General features: G+C 59.3%; 20 protein-coding genes and 2 pseudogenes. 17 read left to right on the top strand and 5 right to left on the bottom strand.

Features of this window, described 5'->3' with window-relative positions; genetic code table 11:
• Positions 1-253 precede the first annotated feature (253 nt).
• The 9 genes from IPJ12_04320 (at position 254) to IPJ12_04280 (ending at position 10,069) form a co-directional block, all read left to right on the top strand.
• Positions 254-1,024, top strand: coding sequence for a quinoprotein dehydrogenase-associated SoxYZ-like carrier (locus IPJ12_04320; protein ID MBK7646392.1), 771 nt, complete (start codon positions 254-256; stop codon positions 1,022-1,024).
• On the top strand, positions 1,021-1,980 hold the full coding sequence (locus tag IPJ12_04315) for a quinoprotein relay system zinc metallohydrolase 1 (protein MBK7646391.1): 960 nt from the start codon (positions 1,021-1,023) through the stop codon (positions 1,978-1,980). Before IPJ12_04320 ends, IPJ12_04315 begins: the two co-directional genes overlap by 4 nt.
• Positions 1,977-2,726 carry an energy transducer TonB gene (locus IPJ12_04310; protein MBK7646390.1) on the top strand — a complete coding sequence of 250 codons (750 nt, stop codon included), beginning with the start codon at positions 1,977-1,979 and terminating at the stop codon, positions 2,724-2,726. The genes IPJ12_04315 and IPJ12_04310 overlap by 4 nt, the downstream gene beginning before the upstream one ends.
• Entirely contained in the window at positions 2,723-5,056 is a 2,334-nt protein-coding gene (locus IPJ12_04305; protein ID MBK7646389.1) for a TonB-dependent receptor, read from the top strand. The genes IPJ12_04310 and IPJ12_04305 overlap by 4 nt, the downstream gene beginning before the upstream one ends.
• Positions 5,053-6,462, top strand: a complete 1,410-nt coding sequence (locus IPJ12_04300; protein MBK7646388.1) for a HAMP domain-containing protein — start codon at positions 5,053-5,055, stop codon at positions 6,460-6,462. Before IPJ12_04305 ends, IPJ12_04300 begins: the two co-directional genes overlap by 4 nt.
• Positions 6,459-7,106: a response regulator transcription factor gene (locus tag IPJ12_04295; GenBank protein MBK7646387.1), complete on the top strand. Its 648-nt coding sequence runs from the start codon at positions 6,459-6,461 to the stop codon at positions 7,104-7,106. The genes IPJ12_04300 and IPJ12_04295 overlap by 4 nt, the downstream gene beginning before the upstream one ends.
• Before the next feature lie 51 nt (positions 7,107-7,157).
• A complete protein-coding gene (locus tag IPJ12_04290) occupies positions 7,158-8,057 on the top strand; it encodes an alpha/beta fold hydrolase (GenBank protein ID MBK7646386.1) in 900 nt (299 codons plus the stop codon).
• 97 nt (positions 8,058-8,154) lie between these two features.
• Entirely contained in the window at positions 8,155-8,799 is a 645-nt protein-coding gene (locus tag IPJ12_04285; protein MBK7646385.1) for a DsbA family oxidoreductase, read from the top strand.
• Between the two features lie 301 nt (positions 8,800-9,100).
• Positions 9,101-10,069, top strand: a complete 969-nt coding sequence (locus IPJ12_04280) for a c-type cytochrome (GenBank protein ID MBK7646384.1) — start codon at positions 9,101-9,103, stop codon at positions 10,067-10,069.
• A gap of 502 nt (positions 10,070-10,571) precedes the next feature.
• On the opposite strand, the gene IPJ12_04275 is transcribed toward IPJ12_04280, so the two are convergent.
• The 4 genes and pseudogenes from IPJ12_04275 to IPJ12_04260 all read right to left on the bottom strand — a co-directional run bounded on the left by IPJ12_04275 (position 10,572) and on the right by IPJ12_04260 (position 13,582).
• Entirely contained in the window at positions 10,572-10,955 is a 384-nt protein-coding gene (locus IPJ12_04275) for a PRC-barrel domain-containing protein (GenBank protein ID MBK7646383.1), read from the bottom strand.
• 79 nt (positions 10,956-11,034) lie between these two features.
• The gene (locus IPJ12_04270; protein MBK7646382.1) at positions 11,035-11,220 is read right to left on the bottom strand and encodes a CsbD family protein; all 186 of its coding nucleotides are present in this window, start codon (positions 11,218-11,220) and stop codon (positions 11,035-11,037) included.
• A 27-nt stretch (positions 11,221-11,247) separates the two neighbouring features.
• A pseudogene (locus IPJ12_04265) lies at positions 11,248-12,218 on the bottom strand (IS1595 family transposase).
• Between the two features lie 452 nt (positions 12,219-12,670).
• The gene (locus IPJ12_04260; GenBank protein ID MBK7646381.1) at positions 12,671-13,582 is read right to left on the bottom strand and encodes a hypothetical protein; all 912 of its coding nucleotides are present in this window, start codon (positions 13,580-13,582) and stop codon (positions 12,671-12,673) included.
• A gap of 124 nt (positions 13,583-13,706) precedes the next feature.
• On the opposite strand from IPJ12_04260, the gene IPJ12_04255 reads away from it, so the two are divergent.
• The 8 genes and pseudogenes from IPJ12_04255 (at position 13,707) to pqqE (ending at position 22,766) form a co-directional block, all read left to right on the top strand.
• Positions 13,707-15,203 carry an IS21 family transposase gene (locus IPJ12_04255; protein MBK7646380.1) on the top strand — a complete coding sequence of 499 codons (1,497 nt, stop codon included), beginning with the start codon at positions 13,707-13,709 and terminating at the stop codon, positions 15,201-15,203.
• A pseudogene (locus IPJ12_04250) lies at positions 15,196-16,084 on the top strand (ATP-binding protein). Before IPJ12_04255 ends, IPJ12_04250 begins: the two are co-directional and overlap by 8 nt.
• A gap of 25 nt (positions 16,085-16,109) precedes the next feature.
• Positions 16,110-16,658: a TolC family protein gene (locus IPJ12_04245; GenBank protein MBK7646379.1), complete on the top strand. Its 549-nt coding sequence runs from the start codon at positions 16,110-16,112 to the stop codon at positions 16,656-16,658.
• Positions 16,655-17,929 (top strand): efflux RND transporter periplasmic adaptor subunit, encoded by a 1,275-nt coding sequence (locus tag IPJ12_04240; GenBank protein ID MBK7646378.1) that lies wholly within the window; start codon positions 16,655-16,657, stop codon positions 17,927-17,929. Before IPJ12_04245 ends, IPJ12_04240 begins: the two co-directional genes overlap by 4 nt.
• Complete coding sequence (locus IPJ12_04235) at positions 17,926-18,642, top strand: ABC transporter ATP-binding protein (protein MBK7646377.1); 717 nt, start codon at positions 17,926-17,928, stop codon at positions 18,640-18,642. Before IPJ12_04240 ends, IPJ12_04235 begins: the two co-directional genes overlap by 4 nt.
• Positions 18,639-19,856: an ABC transporter permease gene (locus IPJ12_04230; GenBank protein ID MBK7646376.1), complete on the top strand. Its 1,218-nt coding sequence runs from the start codon at positions 18,639-18,641 to the stop codon at positions 19,854-19,856. The genes IPJ12_04235 and IPJ12_04230 overlap by 4 nt, the downstream gene beginning before the upstream one ends.
• 967 nt (positions 19,857-20,823) lie before the next feature.
• On the top strand, positions 20,824-21,459 hold the full coding sequence (locus tag IPJ12_04225; GenBank protein MBK7646375.1) for a carbonic anhydrase: 636 nt from the start codon (positions 20,824-20,826) through the stop codon (positions 21,457-21,459).
• Positions 21,460-21,620: 161 nt separating this feature from the next.
• Complete coding sequence (gene pqqE, locus IPJ12_04220) at positions 21,621-22,766, top strand: pyrroloquinoline quinone biosynthesis protein PqqE (GenBank protein MBK7646374.1); 1,146 nt, start codon at positions 21,621-21,623, stop codon at positions 22,764-22,766.
• A gap of 21 nt (positions 22,767-22,787) precedes the next feature.
• Here the strand turns inward: pqqE and IPJ12_04215 are convergent, their stop codons facing one another.
• Positions 22,788-23,198 (bottom strand): FKBP-type peptidyl-prolyl cis-trans isomerase, encoded by a 411-nt coding sequence (locus IPJ12_04215; protein MBK7646373.1) that lies wholly within the window; start codon positions 23,196-23,198, stop codon positions 22,788-22,790.
• Positions 23,199-23,232 lie beyond the last annotated feature (34 nt).

Below are 23,232 nucleotides of genomic sequence, written 5' to 3'. Positions count from 1 at the left end.
GCCCTGTTGGTGGGCCTCATGGAGGCATCCTGTTTTAATTTCCGCAGGCTGCGACAGCGACTGCCTGCCTGCTTCAATTGTCACCATTTGCTCCAAAGTTGCACAGTTCGCTTGTTCAGGTGATGCCCGCAGGCGCAGTCAAACCGCCAGATTGCCGCGACATGCGGCTGTCGTCCTGATTGGACAGGGCTTGGCACGCGGTTTGCGACCTGTTTTATCAAACAGCCCAAGCGGCAATGAGGAGCGAGACACCATGAAGTATCCCCTGACCATCGCAGCGATTGCACTGGCGGCACTGATGCCGCTGGCCGATGCGGCTGCGCTCGACGAAAGCGGTGATCCGCTGGCGTCGGCGAGGTGGTCGGACATCCAGAAGCAGTATTTTGCCGATGCCCCCCTCGTCTTCGATCCGCGTGTCAAGGTGCTTGCGCCGTCGACGGCGGAGAATCCGATGCAGGTGCCGCTGACGGTGGACGCGAGCGCCTTGCCCGGGGTGGTGGAAGTGGTCGTCGTGGCCGATTTCAACCCGATTACGCAGGTCCTGCGTTTTTATCCCGAAGCGGCGCCGGCATTTCTCGGCTTCCGACTCAAGCTGCAGCAATCGTCACCGGTCCGCGCCGCGGCCCGCACCCGTGATGGCGTCTGGCACGTTGGTGGCACCTGGGTGAATACGGTAGGTGGCGGTTGTACGGCACCATCGGCTGGCGGTGCGTCCAGGGACTGGCAAACGCACCTGAACGAGGTGAGCGGCCGTCAATGGAGCGAAGGCCCGAATGCCGGGCGGATTCGCATGCGCATCGTGCATCCGATGGATACTGGCCTGGTCGCCGGGACACCGGCCTTCTACCTTGAAGAAATCAACTTTACCGATTCTGCCGGCAAACGCCTGATGCGTGTTCAGCCCTTCGAGCCGGTCAGCGAGAATCCGGTTTTCACACTGAATCGCAATGCTGCCGATGGCCCGGTCGAGACCAGTGGTCGCGACAACAACGGCAATCTCTTCAAGGCGAGGATCGCCCAATGAAGCGCCTGTTCAGCCTGCCGATGATCGCTGCGTTTTTGATGCTGCTCGCAGCCTCGCCGCTGATCAGCGCCGCAGATTTCGATTACCGCCTCGCCGCCAGGCCGCTGGCCAAGGACGTCTACACCTTCATCGGCAAGACCGAGGATTTCAACACCGACAACGGCGGCAACATCGTCAACACCGCCTTCATCGTCGCAGCGCAAGGCGTCATCGTCATCGATAGTGGCCCTTCGCTGCGCTACGGCCAGCAAATGCGCCGGGCAATGGCCGCGATCACCGCCCAGCCCATCGTGTTGGTCATCAACACTCACCACCATCCCGATCATTTCCTTGGCAACCAGGCCTTTGCCGATGTGCCGATCGCGGCGCTGGCCGAGACGCGGAGCGGTATCGCTGCCGATGGCAACGCCTTTGCCGAAAACCTCTACCGGATGAGCGGCGACTGGATGAAGGGCACGGAAGTCCAGCTGCCGACCAAAACACTGACAGCTGGCCGCATCGAAGTCGCCGGTCGCAGCCTGCGTCTCGTTGCGCTTGACGGTCATACCGGCGCCGATCTCGTCATCATCGACGAAGCGAGCGGCGTGCTGTTTTCAGGTGACCTCGTCTTCAACGGCCGTGCCCCGACCACGCCACACGCCGATGTCGCGCACTGGCTAAAGGCGCTTGATCAGCTTGAGGCATTGACCCGCGAATCCTCCTTCAAGACCTTGCTGCCCGGGCACGGCGCGCCGACAAGTGATGCTGCACCAATTCGCCAGACGCGTGCCTGGCTCAACTGGCTGACCGCTACCATGCGCGACTCGGCCAAGGCCGGGCTGGACATGAACGACGTGCTGGCCCGCCCGCTGCCGCCCGAGTTTGCCAATTTGCCGGTAGCCGCCGCGGAATATCGTCGTTCGGTCGGCCATCTCTTTCCAGCCGCCGAGCAGGACGCGCTGGGGGCGGACAAATGATGACGCTCGACAAGCAAGGGTATTTCCTGCCTCCCGCGGTCGACCGGAAATTCTGGGCAATTCTGGGATTTTCGCTACTGCTCCACGCGACGCTGTTTGCCCTCGTGTCGTGGCAGCGCAGCCAGTCGCCAGTGAGCTTGCCACCCATTCTTGCTTCGATCCGCCTGATCAATGTCTCCGCATCCGAACCCGTTGCTGCCGCAGCCCCAACACCGGCGCCGGCAGCCGTTCCCCAGAAGGCCCGGCAGAACCCTCCACGTGCGGAACGCCCCTTGGCGCCACGCGTAATTCAGACTGCCGGGCCAGCCAATGTGCCGGCTACCATGCCCTCGCCGACCGCGACCGTGGCGAGTGAAGCAGCCGTGGCGCCTGCCGCCATCCACCCGGCGCCGGTTGCTGAAGTAGTGCGTCCGGCTGCACCTGTCGCAGCGCAGCGCCCGCAAAGCGAGTTGCTCGACATCTATCGGCAGCGCCTTGGCGACCTGCTCGCCCGTCAGCATGAATACCCGCGTGTTGCCGCCATGCGCGGTTGGGAAGGCGAAGTCCGCCTGCGCCTGAAAGTCGCCCGCAAGGGCAACCTGCTCGGCGTCGTGCTCGACCGCTCAAGCGGCTTCGATGTCCTCGACCAGCACGCTATGGCCATGCTCGAAACACTGGCCAGTCTGCCACCGCTGCCTGAGGCGCTCGATAGCAACGAAATTCAAGTCGTCGTACCCATCAACTACAAACTCAAAAAAACAACATGAAGAGACAAATTCCCCAGCGCTCGCTGGTCGCCATTGCCATCTCAGCCGCCTTTTCTCCCGTCTTCGCCGCCGAGACTGTCGTTACTACCGCCACCGTCGAAGTCGTTGGCACGACGCCGCTCTCCGGCATTGGCGTGCCGCGCCTGCACCTGCCGGCCAACGTCCAGTCGCTCGATGACCGCCGGCTGGATGAAATCGAGAGCCAGAACATCGCCGAACAACTGGTGCGCCAGGTGCCAGCCGTGACCGTCAATGAAGTTCAGGGCAATCCCTACCAGGTCGACCTCAATTACCGTGGCTTCACTGCCTCGCCGCTGCTCGGCACGGCGCAGGGCTTGTCGGTCTACGTCGATGGCGTGCGCGTCAATGAGCCTTTCGGCGACACGGTCAACTGGGATCTGATCCCCAATTCGGCGATTGCCGGCATCGACCTGATTCCCGGCTCCAACCCGGCTTTCGGCCTCAACACGCTGGGTGGCGCGCTGTCCATGCGGACCAAGAGCGGTTTCTCGCACCCCGGCGGCAAGATCGAGTTTTCCGGCGGCAGTTTCAACCGCACCAACACCGAACTCGAGTACGGCGGCAACAACGGCACCTTCGGCTGGTACGGCGCTGGCGATTGGTTCCGCGAAGACGGCTGGCGCGATCATTCGCCCTCCGACGTCAAGCAGTTCTTCGGCAAGCTGTCCTTCCGCAACGCCGCCGGCGAGGCCGATCTGACGCTGACCAAGGCGCGCAGCCGGCTAGTCGGCAATGGCCTGCTGCCGCAATCGATGCTCGCCGAGCGCCGCGAAGCGATCTTCACGCACCCCGACGAGACACGCAACGACATGACCCAGGTCGCCCTCAACGGCAAACTGTGGCTCAGCGATACGCAAAGCCTCTCCGGTAGCGTCTATCACCGCCGCAGCAAGACGCGCACGCTGAACGGCGACATGAACGACGATTACGAGACCGAGTACGAGGACTGGGTAACCGGCGGCAGTGTCGGCCCGGCGCCCGATGAAACCGGGGCCAACAACCGGACGAAAACCTCACAGCGCGGCACGGGCATCGCTGCCCAATGGAATTTCAGCGGCAAGCAACACCAGCTCGCCGTCGGCGCCTCCTACGACCAGGCCCGCATCAACTTCCAGCAAACGCAGGAACTGGGCGAGCTCGATGCCACGCGCGGCGTGACCAATCTGTCGCCGGTCGCCGTCGAAAACCAGATCAACGGCAAGACCAGCACGGCCAGCCTGTTCGTCACCGATACCTACTCCCTGCTGCCGAACCTGCACCTGACCGGCTCGGCGCGCTACAACATGAGCCACGTCACGACCTTCGACGAACTCAACCGCACGGTGCCCAACCTCGATGGCGACCACAAATACCACAAGCTCAACCCGGCCATCGGCCTGAGCTGGCAGATCGTCCCGGCGCTCAATGCCTATGCCGGCTTCAGCCAGGGCAACCGCGTGCCGACGCCGATCGAACTCGGCTGCGCCGACCCGGCCAACCCGTGCACGCTGCCCAATTCGATGGCCGCCGACCCCTACCTCAAACAGGTCGTCGCCCGCACCCTCGAAGCCGGGCTGCGCGGCAAGCTGGCCGGTGAAACCAACTGGAATGCCGGCCTTTTCCGCACCATGAGCAGCGACGACATCCTGTTCGTCGGCACCTCGACCAGCGCCGGTTATTTCACCAACTATGGCAAGACGCTGCGCCAGGGCCTCGAACTCGGCCTCAACGGCAACCTGCATCGTGTCGACTGGTATGCCAACTACACCTGGCTGCAGGCCACTTTCCGTTCCGACGCTTGTCTGCTCGGCGCCAATAACAGCACGCGCGGCACGACGGCGGAATGTACCGGCGCCGGGCAGGACGATGAAATTCTCGTCAAAAAGGGCAACCGCATTCCCGGCCTGCCGCAGCACAGCCTCAAGCTTGGCCTCGCCTGGCGCGCCACCGACTGGCTGCGCATCGGCGGCGATGTGCAGGCTTTCTCCGGCCAGTACGTCCGTGGCAACGAAAATAACCAGCACCAGAGCGGCACCGCCACCGATGCCCTGGGCAGCACGCGCACTTTCGACGGTCCCGGCAAGGTTCCCGGCTATGCCATCCTCAACGTCAATGCCGAGGCCAAACTGGGCGGCGGCTGGCAGCTCTTCGCCAAGGTCAACAACGTCTTCGACAAGCACTACGCCACGGCCGGCGCACTGGCCGAAAACCCCTTCGTCGGCGGCAGCCTGCAAAGCAATCCCGACGACTGGCGCCGTGAAACCTTCGTCGCGCCGGGCGCTCCGCGTTCCGCCTGGCTTGGCGTGCGCTACGTGTTTGGCGGCAAATGACATTTCATTTTTGGCCGATTTTTCCGGTTGACCGCAGCACGCTGCGGTTGAGCCTGCACACCCGCGTCGGCCTCGTTTTTACCGCGCTGGCCGCCAGTCTGCTTGTCGTCATGGCCGGTTTCTGGCTGCACGCCACGCGCAACGCCATCCATGAAGAAGTCGAGGCGGCCACCCGCGTTTCGGAACAATGGCTGCGTGCTGTGCTGGGCGAAATGCACGATGTGCCGGCGGCGACGCGCGGCGAGCGGCTGCTTGTCGTAGCGCGCGCCATTGGCCGCGTGCGGGCCAATGAACTGGAAATCCGTACGGCTGCCGGCGAAACCATCTACCGCTCGCCGGCCCCGAGTTACAAGGCAGGGCGTGCAGCGCCCGCGTGGTTCGCCGGCGTGCTGGCCAGTGATCAGCCGGAACGCACATTGGCTGTCGATGGCTACACGCTGACCCTGCACCCCGACGCGTCGCGCGCCATAGTTGACGCCTGGGACGATCTCGCCGCCATGGCCGGCTGGGCGCTGGCCTGCCTGGGCCTGCTCTTCGTTGCCACGCGCCTCGCGCTTGGCCGCGCGCTGCACCCCCTGGCCCAGATCATGCGCGCCCTTGACCGTACCGGCCGCGGCCGTTTCGATACCCGTTTGCCGGTTTTCGCGACGCCGGAACTCGGCCGCATCTCGCGTGCCTTCAACGGCATGGCCGACCGGCTGGGCGAAGCGGTTGATGAAAATGTGCGGCTCGAAAGCGACCGCGAAATTTCCCGCCGCCTGCAGACCGGGCTGGAAGAGGAACGCCGGATCATCGCCCGCGAACTGCATGACGAACTGGCGCAGGGCATTACCGCAGTGCGCGCGCTGGCTGGCGCCATTGTCCAGCGTACGCCGGATGCGCCTTCGCTACATATTCCGGCCCGGAGCATCGTGGCGGTGACCGGCGAAATGCAGGATGGTGTCCGCAACATCCTGCATCGCCTGCGCCCGGCGGCCGGTGACGGCCTGGCCGTGACGCTGGAGCGCCAGCTTGCCAACTGGCGCGAGCAACATCAGGACATCGTGCTCAAACACCACCTGGATATCGGCGAACAAACGCTCGCTGACGAAGTCGCCATGGCCGTTATCCGCATCGTTCAGGAAGGCCTGACCAATGTCGTGCGCCACGCCCATGCCAGCCAGGTTGAACTGCTCATAACCCGCGCTGCCGGCTGCTTGCAACTGACGTTGTCCGACGACGGTTGCGGCCGGTCCGGACTAGCCTCAGCGCAACCCGGTTGCGGCCTGGGCCTGGCCGGCATGGGCGAGCGCATTGCCGCTCTGGGCGGCCATCTCCAGTTTGAAACCCCGGCCGGTGGCGGATTCCGCATCGTCGCCCGCCTGCCGGACCAAGCACATCAAGCTTCTGTGGAGGCACACGCATGAACAATACCCTGCAAGGCAAGCGCATCCTGCTTGCCGACGACCATGCCATGGTTCGCCTCGGCTTTCGCATGCTGCTCGAAGGCGCTGGGGCCAGTGTGGTGGCCGAAGCCGACAACGGTGAAAGCGCTGTCCGCATGTACGCCGAGTGCAATCCGGATGTTGTGGTGATGGACGTTTCGATGCCAGGCATCGGCGGTCTGGCTGCGCTCGAACGGCTCCTTGTCTGGGAGCCGAAAGCGAGGGTGCTGATGCTCTCGGCGCACAACGACGACATCGTGCCGGTGCGCGCCCTGCGCCTCGGCGCCCGTGGGTATCTGTGCAAGCGCGCCGAGCCGGACGAATTCCTGCAGGCGGTGGGGCAGGTGGCCAATGATCGCCGTTACCTCGACCCAGCACTGGCCCAGTCGGTGGCGCTGGCTCAGCTTTCAGGCTCGGCCAGCCCGGTTGATGCGCTGACAGAAAAGGAACTGGCGGTCTTCCTCAAGCTGGCCGAAGGTCGCTCGGTCAATGACGTAGCGGCGGATTTCTGTCTCAGCCCGAGTACCGTCGGCACCCATCTCTATCACATCAAGCAGAAGCTCAATGTCCAGAACGCTGCCGAATTGACACTGGTTGCCGTGCGCAACGGACTGATCGAGGCCTGATTGCTCGCCGATCCGTTATTTCCCGAGTCTCATCCGAACTGCATTCGGCAGATGGCCGTTGGCGACGGCCATATCCTGCACGTCGAAGAGTGCGGGGCGGTCGACGGCCTGCCGGTCCTTTTTCTGCACGGCGGACCGGGTAGCGGCTGTACGGCTGGCCAGCGCCGGCTGTTCGATCCCGAGCGCTTCCGGGTGATCATGATCGACCAACGCGGCGCCGGGCGCAGCCTGCCTATTGGTGAGCTGGAAGCCAATACCACTCCCGATCTGGTCGCCGATCTGGACTATGTCCGTGAGGCGCTGGGCATCTCACAGTGGATCGTCTTTGGCGGATCATGGGGTAGCCTGCTGGCGCTGGCTTATGCCCAGCTTTTTCCCAACAGCGTGCATGGCCTCGTCCTGCGCGGGATATTCCTCGGCTCACAGGAAGAAATTGATGCCTACGTGCGCGGGCACAATGGCGTCCCGCAGGAGGCCTGGCAAAATCTGGTCGCCTCCGTGCCCACCGCCGACCTGACGGATCCGCTTGCCAGTTTTGCCCGGCGCATTCTGGGCGATAACCCGGACGTGGCCTTGCGGGCGACCCGGGCCTGGCTGAATTACGAGCGTGCCCTGATGGGCGAAGCGCCCTTGACCGCCTTGCCCGATGCCAGTCAACTGGCCAAGGCGCGCATCCAGATGCATTACCTGACGCGACACTGCTTTTTGGCACCCGGCCAATTGGTGGCAGGTATCGAACGGATTCGCCACATTCCGGCGGTCATTGTTCAAGGAATGGCCGATTCCATCTGCCCGCCTCAGGCCGCCGAAAAGGTTCGCCATGCCTGGCCGGAAGCCACCTGGGTACCGGTGGCCGGTGCCGGCCATGGTGCCCTGTCGCCGCCCATCGCCCGCGCCTGCATCAAGGCGCTGGGCTGGATGGCGGAATCCATGCACGGATACGTTGACTAGTGCCCATCCGAAAATTTCAAATTCGGGCAAAATTTCCGGTTGACCGTGGCCATGTGTTTCGTGGCCCGGGAAGCAGCGGACAGCTATCATGAGTCGCCTGCTGACCATCGAAATCGTTTCCGACATCGTCTGCCCGTGGTGCTTTATCGGACTGCGCCGACTTGATGTGGCCATCGCCAAAGTACAACGTGATTCGCCTGACTTCACCTGCGAAAAGCGCTGGCGACCGTTCTTCCTGAATCCCGATACACCACCGGAAGGCGAGCCTTACCTGCCTTTTCTGGAAAAGAAATTTGGCGGTCGCGCCCCGGTCGAAGCCTTGTTCGAACGCGTTCGCGCGGCCGGCCGGCCCTATGGCATCGACTATGCCTTCGAGAAAATCGAGCGCCGCGCCAACACCCTGCAGGCCCATCGCCTGATCCACTGGGCTCAGCAGCGGGGCAATGCCGAAGCGTTGGTCGAGCGGCTTTTCGCCGCCCAGTTTCAGCGGGGCGAAGCGGTCGGTGATCCGGCGATACTGTTGCAAGCAGCCGTGGAATGCGATTATCCCGCCGCCGAAGTTGAGTCCTATCTCGCTTCCGATGAAGACATCAAAGCAGTGCGTGCCGAAGAGCGAAAGTTTCGCGCAATGGGCATTTCGATGGTGCCGACCTTCATCGTTGGTGGCCGGCAGGTCGTAGTAGGGGCCGAAGATCCGGCCATCCTCGCCGCAGCCATCCGCCAAGTTGCGGCATCGCGCTAAGCTGATTGCTCGTTTGCCTCGGCGTTAACCAGCCGGAAGCATTTCCGTGATCGAACCTCAGTGCTCAAAACGAGCATAGCGCTTGCCCGATTGCGGCCAATCATCCAGACCCGGATTTTTCGAACGGGAGTCGTTCGAAGTGGACGTTGTCGTCCTCACCCTAACGGCCAGCTGCCGACCTTCGCCGTTCCTCTTGAACTTCCCACTAGGGGACCGGTCTAGTCTGAAACCTGCCGAAGTGCCTACCGAAGGTAAGTCATGTCTAACCAGCCGTAATCCGACATCGAAAAGGAAGCGTGCCATGAAGACACTTCGACTGGTTCCGTTATTCGCAGCGGTCGCGATGAATTTCGTCAGCGCGCCGGGCAATGCCCAAGAGGCTCACCCAGCGTGGGCTTACCCGATGAATCCACCGGGTTTTAAACTCGCAAATGACGATGGTTCGATCCGCCGGGTGCCCGACAGCACTGCGGGATACACGCTCACGCAAACCCGAGATCGATTTGCCGCAACCGACTGGCATCCGGAGGACCACCCGCCGATGCCGGAGGTCGTTGCGAAGGGGCGGAAACCCGATGTCTTTGCATGTGGCTGGTGCCATCGCGCAGACGGACCGGGTGCTCCCGAGAACGCTAACCTTATGGGATTGCCCTACGTCTACATCGTTCAGCAGATGAAGGATTTTCGAAGCGGAGATCGAAAGACTTCGATTGCCAAGCGAGCACCCACCACCTTGATGATCGCTGGGTCAAAAGCAGTTAGTGATACCGATATCGAAGACGTTGCCCGCTATTTTTCGTCTCTCAAACCGAGAGCAAATTATCGGGTCGTCGAAGCTGCTGTCGTTCCAAAATCAACTGTTCTTGGCTGGGTCAATGTCGTAAAGGAAAGCGCCGAAACGGAGCCAATCGGCCAGCGCATCCTCGAAGTGCCAGAGCAGTCAGAGGATTACGAGAGCAGGGATTCACGTGCCCGTTACATCGTCTACGCGCCCCCCGGTTCGGTCAGTCGCGGCATGAAACTGGTTCAGACCGGCGCCGAAGGGCGCAGCCTCCCATGTGCCACCTGCCACGGCCCCGAGTTGAAAGGGACAGATACCATTCCGCCAATCGTGGGTCGCTCGCCAAGTTATCTGGCGCGGCAGATTCATGACGTTCGTACCGGGGCTCGCGCCGGCACAAATGCTGCGCTGATGAAACCTGTCGTCGAAAATCTGACCGATAGCGATATCGTTGCCATAACGGCCTATCTGGCATCGCTTGCTCCGTGACCTGATCAACCATCACTGCGCTTATCCGCCGATCACCAGTGAATCGTGCATTCGAGCGTCGGCGATGCAACAGCTTGAAGCCATAAGCCAACCGGAATCTTACGGACCAGATTGGGCAGCGAACGCTCAGCAACGTCTGGCTGCTTCCGGAAAGTGGAATTTCAATGACCGTTTTTCGGTAATGAATCTGAAGAGAGGACGCTCTCTTGGGTGCCCAATCCAGCCATCCAGCTTTCTCCAGAGCGGTCAGTCAGCCTAAACCAAGTTCAGCGCAATGGACTGCGCCAAAGCAGTCATTCAGAAAAACAATAATTCTGACGCTGCCGTGCTCTATGGCCAAATATAGAGTTTCTGCATGGAATATCAGTGCAACTCGCCAGAGCGGCACTGATGGTTCTCGATTACGGTGAGCCCGCTGCATTCGAAATGCAAACCATGATGTGGTCATCACCCATACGGGTAACTGATCGTGGTTGATTAGTCGTAGCAGATAGGCTCAGGTTCAGTAGGTCGTGCCGTAAAAAGCGTGGACACTCTTTTCCCAAGTGCTATCTGCCATGTTGGGCCATTTGTCGGCGTCGAACCCCGGTGCTTTTTTGAGGCGCTCTTCGTCGGCATCCATGACAAAGCGCTTGTTATTAGTATCGACGGTCAGGGCGCTCCATGGAACGGCGAAAAGCTTTTCGCCGAGGCTGAGGAAGCCCCCGAAGGACAGTACCGCATAGCAAACCTTGCCGTTTTCGATGTCCAGCATGAGTTCCTTGATGCTGCCTAGCTTTTCGCCTTTCGGGTTGTACACGTCGTCGCCATTGAGCGTACTGGCGCTGAGTACTCTTGAGGCAAGGCGGCCTGTATTGATTACATTGGCATTGATAATATCGTTCATTTAGTTCTCCTGAGATTGCTTGGGGAATGGCTGAATGGGGAAGAGCGGTGGCAAAAATTCAGGCCAACGGCTTAAGTATTTACTTACCCTTGCTGGCATCCTTGATGTTTTCTTTCAGGTCGCCGTAGGCTGCCTGGACTTTGCCATTGCTCTTTTGTATCTTTCCTTTCAACTCCAGATCGTGGTTGCCGACGAGATTGCCGGCGACTTCCTTGACTTTGCCTTTGGCTTCTTCGATGTGACCCTTGGCTTGATCTTTGTTCATGGTGAACTCCTGAATGTTAAATAAAGGCTATGTACCCATAGCATGTTGAACTCCATCGATCCCCAAAGCGGCACGGAGGAAATCGTCAGAGGAAATATCGGGTCGTGTCGCTCAATCAATCGTCGCCAGCCCAGATAGTTACCCAAGTAGCGGGTGGCGACGCCGTGAAGCGGCGTATCCATTCCTTGAGTCGGCTATCGTAGGCATTGACGTTCTGCACATGATAGACCCCGCCACAACACGCTGACCAGCAGCCAGATTGACCGGCCGGTGGGTGATACCCATTTCTTTGGCAACAGCCGCCAGCGCCTTTTCTCCGTCGGTGACAGAATGACATCGGTCGCCAAAAGCGGCGGCACCGCCCCGAGGTGTGCCTTATCGGCCTTCTCCAGGATGAAGTCTGCGGTGTTGCCGGTACGATCCCGGCAAATCAGGACAGCGGTCTGTTCTTCCGACAGGCCGCGCTTACTGGCTTTGCCGCCCCGCTTGCGGGGAGCACGACTCAAACCTTGTCTTCTGCCCTTCTGTGACTCAAGGAAATACGTCTCATCGGCTTCAGCAATGCCCGCCAGGCTGATCGCCTGCTGACCATTGGGCAAGTTCAGGAAGCGGTGGCGCCAGCGGAATGCCGTGTTGGGATGAATCCCCACCGCAGCGGCACTTTTGCGGATGCTCGTCCCCTCAGCCAGCTGTTTCGCATAGTCCATCCATTTCGCTTTGTGCCGAAGTCCTGCTAGCGGTGTGTCCAGTCAGGGCGTTGAAAGTCGCTCGACAGGCGTTGCAGCGATAACGTTGCAAGCCATTGGCGAACCCCAGCGGGAAACCTGCTCGTGTGCGCAATGCGGACAGTGCGGCTTCTCGGTCATCCGGGTCTCAACCACTTGGTAGGACGCCGACTCCTGCGCCGCCGGTTGCAGCCGATCCATCAAGACTTGCCGCTGGTGCGGCGTCAATTCCTTCAACGCACTCGACAGTTTCCGGAAATCATTGGGCTTCATCGCAACACCTATCCGATTGATTCAGATAACTTTGTTATAGACCAACATGCAAAGATTACATAGCCTAAATAAATGGTGACGGGTCCCTGAGTTGCGATCTGGTATCCGTGATGGAGAGAATAGGTAAGGCGAAGCCGGCAATCGGTGCGCTGCCACTCATATCGAACTTGCCTGGTCAAGTTCGTAACCCCGCATAGAGCCCAATATCTCAAGCTCTTGAATCGACCCACCAATTAATAATGCTGGGTCGGTGGCCGCTTCTGATTAGGGCGCGTCATCTCTTTTAGTAATGCAGGTAATAGGAGCCTCAGCCAGTAAGCAGCCGTTCGCTCTATCCTGAAATTTTCAATGACTGCAATGTGCCGTGTACCAGAGATGAGCAGGTATAAGTTAGGAACTGTAAACGTCACGACACGAAGATTGACTACGACCAAAACTCATCACAATTTACGTCACTGCCAATCAACTTTGCCGAAACCGTCCTGGCCGAGATAGGTGTAGAAAATACCAATCGCGCCTCGACTTTGGGTCATGCTCCCCCGCTCGGGAAAGCTCGCATCGCGGCGATTACCAAGGTACTTGATGCTGACCGCATGTCGCCGATTGGCGCGCATTGTAAATGACGCATCCAGGCGAATAATATTGTCTCGGCCACCCTGACCGTCTGCAGCGACCCTGCTTACGAAGTATTCGCGCGCAGTCAAATCAAGCGATGCTTTATCCCCGAAAATTGTACGCAAGGAAATGAGAGCTTGTGGTGCCAAGCCATAGTGGTACTCAAGCTCGGATGCGTTCGCATGGGTGCTTCCAACCGCGGCGTAGCCGACGCCCAGCAAACCGGTGCCTTGAAGGGCCACCGATTCTGATAGCTGAAATTGCGCCGTGGTGCCTATCGAAAGTGCCGTACTCGAGACACGAAAGATTTGTGGCGCCATGTAGTCGTAACTGCCGTATAGCCCAAATATTCCCCGGTATTTATCGCCAGCCTCATAGTCTTTGCCGAGAAGCAGACCGCGCGTCATGAGGCTTTCGAAGCCGTTTGCGTTTGAGACTGTAGCCTGCAGATTGAAATAATCAAACGGTCGGGTATATGAATATCCGGGTTTCCCTGGCAGCCCATAGTCGATATAAAAATTGGCAAGCGCTTCGTTTTGCTTGAGGTGTGTCGTTGAGGTGCCAGAATTGGCACTCGCTGTACCGCTGAAACCGAGATCCAACTTGCTGTAATAGTCAGGATTTCGGCTGGCGAATATCGAGTTCATTCGGTTGCGAAAGACAAGACGATTGAAACCCGTCGCTGGAGAAATAGCCGCCGCTCCGATCTCGTGCCACAAGGAGGGGCTTTCGCCGCGATTCTCGAGCATTAGGTTAGAGTGTTGACGCTCGTTGAAAACTGACCAGAAAAGCGAGGTTGTGCGCGCTGAAAATTGACCAGGGTGATTAACTAGTCCGCTCATTTTTTGAGCAGGATTTTAGGAGATGATCACCATGAAGGATCTGGGAAGGATTCGGCGGTTGTTTTACCGGGATGGCGTGTCGCTATCCGAGATTTCGAGGAAGACGGGGTATAGCCGGAACACCGTCAAGCGTTGGTTACGGACGCCGGAAGGCACGGAGCCGAAGTACGAACGGGAGAACCCGAACGTCAAGATTGCGCCCTATGCGGCGCGACTCATCAAGGCGCTGGAAACGGATGCTCGGCGCCCGAAACGGGATCGGCGTACGGCGCTGAAACTCTTTGGTGAATTGCAGGCGGCCGGATTTACGGGCACCTACTGCCGGGTCACTGAGTTCATCCGGCGCTGGCGTTCCGATGGTGGCGCGGCGGTCAGCAAAGCCTTCGTTCCGCTCCACTTTGAATTAGGCGAAGCCTTCCAGTTCGACTGGAGCGAAGAGCATTTGGTGATCGGTGGTGTCTGGCGCAAGATTCTCGCCTCGCATCTGAAGTTCTGTGCCAGTCGGGCCTTTGTGGTTCAGGCCTACCCGACGCAAGGCCACGAAATGCTGTTTGATGCCCATACCCGTTCGTTTGCGGCCTTGGGCGGCATTCCTCGGCGCGGCATCTACGACAATATGAAGACGGCCGTGGATAAGGTGCAGAAGGGCAAGTCCCGTATCGTCAATGCCCGCTTCTCGGCCATGGCCTCCCACTACCTGTTCGACCCGGATTTCTGCAATGTCGCCAGCGGCTGGGAGAAAGGCGTTGTCGAGAAGAATGTCCAGGATAGCCGGCTGCGGCTCTGGCAGGATGCCGGCAAGGAACGCTTCAGCTCTTTCACCGAACTGAACGTCTGGCTGCTCGAACGCTGTCGTAGTCTGTGGCAGGAATTGCGCCATCCTGAGTACGCGGATCTGACGGTGGCCGAGATGCTTGAGCACGAGCAACCGAGCCTGATGCCGATGGTCGCGCCCTTCGATGGTTATGTTGAAACCTTGGGCAAGGTGTCCAGCACCTGCTTGGTCACGCTGGATCGTAATCGCTATTCGGTGCCGTGCGAGTTGGTCGGCCAGGTCGTTAGCCTGCGTCTCTATCCGGAGCGGATTGATATGGTGGCGCACGATCTGCGCATGGCCAGCCATCCACGTAGTTTCACCCGGCAACAAACGCTCTACGACTGGCAGCACTACATTCCGCTGATTGAACGCAAGCCGGGTGCCTTGAGAAATGGCGCGCCATTTGCCGACATGCCGGAAGCTTTGCAGCGCCTGCGCAGTTTGTTGCTGCGTCGAGAAGGTGGTGATCGGGTCATGGCCAAGGTCCTGTCAGCGATTGCGCAGTTCGGTCTGGAGTCTGTGCTGGTGGCGGTCGATCTGGTTCTGGAATCAGGCTTGCCCAGTGCCGAGCACGTCGAGAACATGCTCAATCGACTGAAGTCTGGACCCATGCCACCACCGGTGGAGACCCCGCTGACGATCAGCGAAGCACCGATCGCCGATACGGGTCGCTACGACCAGCTGCGCGTGGAGGTGAGCGACCATGCGTGAGCTGATGAGTGAGTTCAAGGAGCTGCGCCTGCACGGCATGGCTGGTGCCTGGGAAGAGCTATCGGCCAACGGTGGCGCCGGCATCGACACTTCTCGCTGGTTGATCGAGCATCTGCTGCAGGCCGAACATACTGACCGGGTCATGCGCTCGATTGGCTACCAGATGCATGCGGCCCGCTTCCCCTGTACATCGGGATCTAGCGGGATTCGACTTCGATCAATCGAAGGTAGATCAGAAACTGATTCGGCAACTGGCCGACCTGTCCTTTACCGAGGAAGCGCAGAACGTGGTGTTCATCGGTGGCACGGGAACCGGCAAGACGCACCTGGCCACGGCACTGGGTGTTTCGGGGATTGGGCACCATAACAAGCGGGTTCGGTTCTTCTCGACGGTGGATCTGGCCAATGCCCTGGAACAAGAGAAGGCGGCCGGCAAAGCTGGCCGGATTGCCTTGGGACTGCTGCGCATGGATCTGGTGATTCTCGATGAGCTGGGCTATCTGCCGTTCAGCCAGGCTGGTGGTGCCTTGCTGTTTCACTTGCTGTCGAAGCTCTACGAGCACACCAGCGTGATGATCACGACCAACCTGACCTTTGCCGAATGGCCGAGCGTCTTCGGCGATGCCAAGATGACGACGGCGCTGCTCGACCGGCTGACGCATCACTGCCACATCGTAGAAACGGGGAATGAGTCATTTCGCTTCCGGCACAGCACGGCGACCGCCAAGTCGAGGATCAAAACAAGGGAGCAGAGCAAGCGGGGGAAATCCACCCGAGGAGGACGCATTCTGATCAGGGCCGCGTTGGGAAATCCGTTCCGGACTTCGTCCTCCACGGCTTTCCCAACGCATTCATCGTGGCTCGGAAATCGGTTGTTCTGAGCTACACTTATCCACAAGCCAACCTATGTCAGGTGGCTATCACACCTGGTCAAAATTCAACGAGCACAGGTGGTCAAAATTAAACGCGCGCCGACAGCTTTCAGGCTCCTTCGGCTGGCAGGCCTACAGCTTTGCCGCTCTGGGTGGCGCTGGAACAGTCGCTCGCGCCCTGGGGGGAACACTGGCGGCCACCCTGTTTGACGGCGGGCGGCTGAGAAGCCAGGTTGCTGTTCAGAGCGCCATTCAGGAACAGGCACTGTTGACCTATCAAAGTAGTGTGCTGGCGGCACTCGAAGAGGTTGAAAACGCCCTGAAAAACTACGCTGCATCGCGCGAACGGTTCGATGCCCGACGTGCCGCTGCGGAAGCGGCGCGCAATGCCGCCGAATTGTCCCGCAAGCTTTACCAATCCGGTCTAGCAGATTTCCAGCAGGTATTGGAGACACAGCGTACCCAGCTATCGGCAGAGGATGCTCTGGCAATGGCTGACGCGTCGCTGCGCACCGGTCTTATCACCCTATACAAAGCACTCGGCGGTGGCTGGGATGCTTCGGCCAAAGACAAAACATCATGAACGAAAAGGCTTCTTCTGACGCGCTAAAAAATATTCTCAATCAAGCGCCGCGTAACCTGGGCGCGGGGAAACTTAAGCGCTGGGCCATTTTGTGCGGTATCGTGCTCTCGCTGATTGTGCTGGGAAAAATCCTGATGGGCGACAAGGATCTCGGCGGACATTACGTCACCGAGACGGCCGTCACGGGGAGTCTCGTCGTGACGGTATCTGCCTCGGGCACCTTGCAGCCAACAACGTCGGTCGATGTGGGTAGCGAACAGTCTGGCACCTTGGCCGAGGTACTGGTTCAGGAGAACGACCACGTCAAACGGGGGCAATTGCTGGCCAAGCTGGACCTCGCCAAACTCCAAGATGCAGTCAATAAATCACGGGCCGCCCTGGCTGCAACGGAAGCATCAGTGGCACAGACAAAAGCTACTGTTGCCGAATCGAAGGCATCGCTGAACCGCATGCGGCAGGTTGCCGAACTCTCTGGGGGCAAGGTGCCCTCCAAGGCGGAGCTGGATACCGCCGAAGCAACATTTGAGCGGGCGCTCGCCAACGAATCCAGTGCCCGTGCAGCGGTCCTGCAAGCCCAGGCCGTCCTGAAGACCGACGAAACAAATCTGTCCAAGGGTACGATTCGCTCCCCGGTGGATGGCGTGGTTTTGTCTCGCAAGGTCGAACCGGGGCAGACTGTCGTGGCTGCGATGAGCATTCCAGTGTTGTTCACCATCGCCGAAGATTTGACCTCAATGGAACTTCAGGTCAAGGTTGATGAGGCCGATGTCAGCACCGTTAAGCTCGGGCAGCCTGCGAGCTTCACTGTTTCTGCCTGGTCAGGTCGTAGCTTCCCTGCGATCATCCTGCGCGTCGGCATTGGTTCGACAATTACCGACAACGTCGTTACCTACAAGACGGTGTTGAGCGTGAAGAATGACGACTTGGCGCTACGTCCCGGCATGACGGCCACCGCTTCCATCATCACGGCGCAGCAGGACAACGTGCTGTTGGTTCCAAATGCAGCACTTCGCTTCACACCGCCGACGAAGGGTAATGACGCAAACAGCGGCAGCTTCGTTTCTAGTCTGCTGCCGCGTCCGCCGTCAGAAACAAAACGCTCTTCCGCAGCGCCGACCGACAACACGCAGGTTTGGGTACTGAGCGATGAGGGGCCGCAAGCTGTCGCTGTCAAAACCGGTGTGAGTAATGGTCGACAGACAGAAATCGTCGGCGGTGACCTCAAACAGGGTATGGCTATCATTACCGAGTATCAGGAAAAGCGTCAATGAGTCTTGCCACAGCAGAGCCGCTCATTCGCTTTGTCGGTGTCACCAAGATATATGGACACGGCGACATTGCGTATCAGGCCCTGAAAGGAATCGACCTTGAGGTGGCTGCGGGCGATTTTGTTGCCATCATGGGGCCCAGCGGCTCGGGCAAATCGACGGCGATGAACATTCTGGGCTGCCTTGACACACCGAGTAGTGGAGAGTACCTGTTTCGCGGCGTTCATGTTGAGGGGCTTGAGCGTAATCAGCGCGCCTTGCTACGCCGGTACAGCTTGGGCTTTGTCTTCCAAGGCTTCAATCTGCTGGCACGCACATCGGCCTTGGAGAATGTCGAGCTCCCGCTGCTCTACCGAGGTGAAGCGGAAACCGAACGCCATGAGGCTGCACGCAAGGCGCTGGCTCGCGTAGGGCTATCCGGTTGGGAGTCGCATACGCCCGCCGAACTCTCAGGCGGCCAACAACAGCGTGTTGCCATTGCTCGAGCCATCGTCACGAGTCCGGATGTTTTGCTTGCCGATGAACCAACAGGCAACCTCGACAGCAAACGCAGCCACGAAATTATGGAATTGCTCGTCGAACTGAACCGCGACCAGGGTATTACGGTGCTCATGGTGACGCACGAGCCCGATATGGCTGCCTACGCCCGGCGTATCGTCACGTTTGTTGACGGTATGGTGTCGAGTGACGAACTCGTCCAAAGAGGAACGGCATGAAGAGCGTCTTGCTCAGTACCTTTCTACTGGCCTTACGAGAGATTCGACGCAACTTGATGCGCTCGTTCCTGACTGTTCTCGGCATTGTCATCGGTGTCGCTGCGGTGGTCACCATGGTCACGCTGGGTAATGGCGCGACACGTGCGGTTTCCGACCAGATTTCCAGTCTCGGCAGTAACCTGCTGATGATTCGGCCTGGACAGCGTTTGGGGCCTGGGCGGGAGAGCGCGGGGGCTCCTGCCTTCAAGAAAGCTGACGTCGATGTGCTGCGGAGTCAGGTTACCGGGCTCGATGAGGTCGTGCCCGTCGCGGGGAGCTCGGTGACCGTTGTTGCCGGCAACAACAACTGGTCCACCACTGTTAGTGGCACTACGAACGGCTACCTGAAAGCTGGCAACTGGAAGATTGCCAGTGGTCGCGCCTTCCTCGATGACGAAGAGCGGGCCGGCAAGGCGGTTTGCATCATTGGTGCATCGGTACGCCGAGAACTCTTTGGCACGCGTAATCCCTTGGGCGATGAAATCCGGGTCAAATCCTTCGCCTGCCAGGTTGTTGGCCTGCTTGCCGCCAAGGGCCAGGGCGCCATGGGAATGGACCAGGATGATACGGTCCTGATGCCCTTGGCGACCGTTCAGCGCCGCCTAATCGGCAATCAGGATGTGTCGAGCCTGATGGTCTCGCTACGTGACGGCACGGATGCGAAACCCGTCATGGAGCAGATTCGTTCACTATTGCGGGAACGACGCAAGCTCGCTGCCAACGAGGCGGACAATTTCAACGTGATGGATACCAAACAAATTGCCGAAACGCTCTCCGGAACAATTAGCACGATGACCGGGTTGCTAGGTGCCGTTGCTGCCGTCAGCCTGCTTGTTGGCGGCATCGGCATCATGAACATTATGCTGGTGTCAGTGACTGAGCGGACGCGTGAAATAGGTATACGCCTAGCTATCGGTGCGCTGGAGCATGAGGTGCTGCTTCAGTTCCTGATTGAGGCCGTAGTACTTTCGGCCTGTGGCGGGCTGATTGGTATCAGTCTTGCACTGGTTGCCTGCATTGGCTTATCGACACTGCTGAGCATGCCATTCATATTCAACACGAACATCAATCTGCTGGCTTTCCTGTTCTCCGCCATCATCGGGGTATTGTTCGGGTATTTGCCAGCGCGGCGAGCCGCTCAACTCGACCCGATTCAAGCGCTTCGCCATGAATAAGCGACAGGAAATGCTGCAATGCTGCCTGACTTTGGGTATCAGGCAGCATTGCTCAGGCTGATGTGCTGTCGGAAAGAAATTGCGCTATGCGTCCGTTCAATACAGTTATCTGCTTTTAGGAAACAGGATCGACGAACGTCGGCATTACGTTGCGACTGTTCGCATTCACCAGCAAGAAAGCTGAAGCTCGTATTTCATTGCCGGCGAGGGACTGCTTACCACCACATTCCCGCCCTACAGTGAACGATCTGGCAACGGCTGTTTTGGCATTCCAGTTCGCAGAGTCTGGATTTGGCTGAATGGCCGGTTTGGTTATGCGGCTATCTTCCCCGCGAATCCATCGCCGAAAAGCGGTCAGTCACCACCGAGCGCTCTGTGTCACTGTCCTATGAAAGGGCCACCGCTATGGTAGTTTGCTGATCGCAAAGTTACAGAACCCTTGTGAATTTAGGATGGCCAGGCGGTTGGCGAACAAAGATTGATTTGCCGCTTACGGAGCGAGTGCCTTATTCCGGGAGCAGCTACGGTTCGCTCCAGTGGCGACTGCGAGCGCAACGACGAGCAGGGCAGCCGCGACGGCGAACGTAATCCGCATGTCGGTGGCAACGGCCTCCGGGGGCGCTGCTGCAATGTCGTTCGAGGCCGATCCGAATGCGAAGACTGCGCCCATGACGGATGCGCCACGCCAGTGATGAGCCCCAGATTGCGCGATAGACTCAGCATGCTGGAGATGGCACCACCTTGGTCTGCGTGGCGCTTCGCTGAGAAGCTTGGAGCAAAGCGACAGAGCTGATGCTTGCCGAATGCCGGGCATTCGTGGTTACGGCAACTTTATCGACATCAATATGGCTGGCGCGCGCCCTTTGCTGGGGTTGAGCAACGGGTCAGTATCGCACTTGGAACTTCTCGGCTCATTCCGGCTCTATTGCTGGCATTTCCACATTTGATACGCTCCCGGAGTTAAGCAGTGCAAAAAATCATTGACGGTTTCTTGAAGTTTCAAAAGGAAGTCTTTCCAGAAAGAACGCAGCTGTTCAAGCAATTGGCTCAGCAGCAGAACCCAAAGGTGCTGTTTGTTACTTGCTCGGATAGCAGGGTGGTGCCTGAACTGTTTACGCAGCAGGAGCCTGGTGATCTTTTCGTCATTCGCAACGCGGGCAACATCGTGCCGTCCTACGGGCCCGAGCCGGGCGGTGTTTCGGCAACTGTCGAGTATGCGGTATCGGTCCTGCAGGTCAGCGATATCGTGATTTGTGGTCATTCGAATTGTGGGGCGATGGCGGCAATTTCCAGTTGCCAATGTCTCGACCATCTGCCGGCGGTTGCCCACTGGTTGCGCCATGCGGATGCCGCCAAGGCCATCGTCGGCTCGCAGGCATACGCGACCCAGCAGGAGAAAGCTGATGCACTGGTTCGCCAGAACGTGATCGCTCAGCTCGCCAATATCCGCACTCATCCGTCGGTCGCGCTAGCCCTCGCACATCATTGTCTTAACCTGCACGGTTGGGTGTACGACATCGAGAAAGGGGTGATCGATGCACTCGATGGTGCATCGGAGCGCTTCGTGCCGCTAACAGCCAATCACCAAGTTGTGGCCACCTAGCCTCAATAACAGCATTGAGCCATCGCATCGGCAAATGACGGGCGCAGGCGATGGCCTCTCGCAAAATTCGCTAGCTTTCTTTCAGGCTTTCCCGGACGCAGGTCGCGACTCTCTGGCCAACAATTGCCGAACGAATGGTTGCTGCCAAGAAAAGGAATGCGATGCCCGACGAAGTACAGAATCTGAGCCTGGATGGACAGGGCAAGCCACTGTGGGTGGCGCTGGAACTGACCTACCGTTGCCCGCTGAAATGTTCGTGGTGCAACAACCCGCTCGATTTCGAGGATTATGGAGCACAGGAGCTGAGCACAGATGAGTGGAAAAAGGCGCTGCGCGAGGTGCGCGAACTGGGCGCCCTGCAACTCGGCTTTACCGGTGGCGAGCCTTTGCTCCGTGATGACCTGGAAGCGCTGGTCGCTTACGCCGACAGTATCGGCTTTTACACCAACCTGATTACTTCGGGCATCGGCCTGACCGAAACGCGCCTGCTGGCGCTCAAGGCGGCAGGTTTGAAGCATGTCCAGCTCTCCGTGCAGGCGAGCAAGGCCGAATTGACCGACGCGCTGGTCGGTGCCCGCGGCCACGCGCTGAAGATGGAAGCGGCCCGCCTGATCAAGGCGCACCATTTTCCGATGGTGCTCAATGTGCCGATCTTCCGGCAGAACATTGGCGAGGTCGATGCGATGATCGAGTGGGCCTCGGCGCTGGGCATCGAGTACATCGAGTTCGCCAACATCCAGTACTACAACTGGGCGCTGATGAATCGCGATGAATTGATGCCGACGCTGGCGCAGATTCGCGAGGCGGAGGCTGTGGTGAACCGCTGGCGGGCCAAACTGGGTAATTTGATGACCATTTATTTCGTGGTGCCGGATTATTACGAAGGTCGCCCGAAGGCCTGCATGAACGGTTGGGGCGCCATTCACCTGACGCTGGCGCCGGATGGCGTTGCCATGCCCTGTCAGGAGGCGCGGGTGATCCCGGGGCTGGTATTCGAATCGGTCCGCGATAAGCCGCTCGCCTGGATCTGGAACGACTCACCGCTCTTTCGCAAATACCGCGGCCTCGACTGGCTGCCCGAGCCGTGCAGCTCGTGTTCGGAAAAGGAGAAGGATTTTGGCGGCTGCCGCTGCCAGGCCTTCCTGCTTACCGGCGATCCCGGCAACACCGACCCGGCCTGTAGCCGCTCACCGCATCACGGCGTGGTGCAGGCGGCGGTGGCCGTGCGCGAGCAGCCGATGCGCTTCAAGAAGCCTTTGATCAAACGATCGGCCGGCGCCGTGTCGACCGATTTCATGGAAGCCTGACCGTCAGGCCAGGCTTTTCGCTTAGTGTGCGATGTCGAGCAGTTCGACTTCGAAAATCAGCGTGGAATTGGGCGGAATGCCCGGCACGCCGCGGCTGCCGTAAGCCAGGTTGGGCGGGCAAACCAGCTTGGCCTTGCCGCCGACCTTGATCTTCTGCACGCCTTCCGTCCAGCACGGAATCACGCGATTGAGCGGGAAAACGGCCGGCTCGTTGCGACGGTAGGAGCTGTCGAACTCCTGGCCATTGGTCAGAGTGCCGCGATAGTGCACCTTGACCGTCTCGCTGGCCGTCGGGCTGGCGCCGCTGCCTTCCTTGAGCATGGTGATGCCGATGCCGGACGCAGTCATTGCTTCCTTCGGCTCGGCAGCGGCTGACGCGTTGAAGGAGAGGGCAAGCAGAAGGGCGGCGCTGGCGATGGAGATTTTCTTCATGGATTTAACTTTCGTAAAAATATGGGCCATCTTT

This window comes from Betaproteobacteria bacterium (assembly GCA_016709965.1).
Taxonomy (GTDB): Bacteria; Pseudomonadota; Gammaproteobacteria; order Burkholderiales; family Rhodocyclaceae; genus Azonexus; species Azonexus amarohabitans.
The sequence above is the reverse complement of the archived record's forward strand: the minus strand, read 5'-3'. Positions and strand labels throughout refer to the sequence as shown.